The following is a 765-nucleotide window of genomic DNA, read 5'->3' as shown; positions in this document are numbered from 1 at the left end:
AATTCGTGGCCTTTCGTATCCTCGTGTGAGTTATCGTAGCGACGGATCGTTCCGTCGTCGAGCGTCTCGGAACCGGCGGTCAATGCTCCGTAGTGAAGCGTGTACCGCCACCCCGACGGATAGGCGTCGTCGTCCGTCCGCCGGATTGAGACGCGAACGACAGTCCCGTCCTCGTACACTGTGGCGTTGTCGTATCCATCGAGGTCGTCGGCCGTAGGTTCCATCCGGTACTACGTTGGTTTCGTAGCCAACGATAAAGAAGTGTTGGTTCCTCAAACAACGCACTGGAAACTACGCTGTGCAAATCATTATAAAGCTCGGTCAATCAAACCGCGATAATCACGATCAGTAGGGCTATATCATCTCAAATCGATACAAGTAATGTCTGATATTTTTTAATACCGCTTGTGTTTTATATTGTGCCAGTATATACATCAGATTGTATGTGTTTCAAAGGTGAGTCATCCGAGTGCGTGTAATGACTCATTTGTCGGCACGCGCGGATGCAGCTTATCAGAACGATTATCACCACAAGCTCCGTGGCCGGCTCTGGGAAGCGCTTGACGACACCAAGTATGACCAACGCCATGACGACGGCGAGCCGCCGGGATTCGTCTACTCCAACCCGTTTCCTCCCCACGATATGGAGGCAGGTGATGACCGGAAGCTATTGGTCGCCTCGCCAGAGGAGGAGCTACTGGCACACGTCGCTGCTGACTTGCTGGAGGAACCGGAACTGAACATCGGCGAAATGCCGTTTCGCGT

General features: G+C 52.8%; 1 protein-coding gene and 1 pseudogene. One reads left to right on the top strand and one right to left on the bottom strand.

The window, feature by feature from the left end; genetic code table 11:
* Positions 1-224, bottom strand: a 224-nt coding sequence (locus tag D3D01_RS22540) for a DUF6516 family protein (RefSeq protein ID WP_233563621.1), incomplete at its 3' end; no start/stop codon positions are given.
* Positions 225-478: 254 nt separating this feature from the next.
* Between D3D01_RS22540 and D3D01_RS22535 the strand changes: the two are divergent.
* Positions 479-765: pseudogene (locus D3D01_RS22535) on the top strand (CRISPR-associated protein Cas6); the annotation flags it as partial.

Origin of the sequence: Haloarcula sp. Atlit-7R (genome assembly GCF_003666065.1) — an archaeon.
Taxonomy (GTDB): domain Archaea; phylum Halobacteriota; class Halobacteria; order Halobacteriales; family Haloarculaceae; genus Haloarcula; species Haloarcula taiwanensis.
This window is presented reverse-complemented; position numbering and strand designations above follow the sequence as displayed.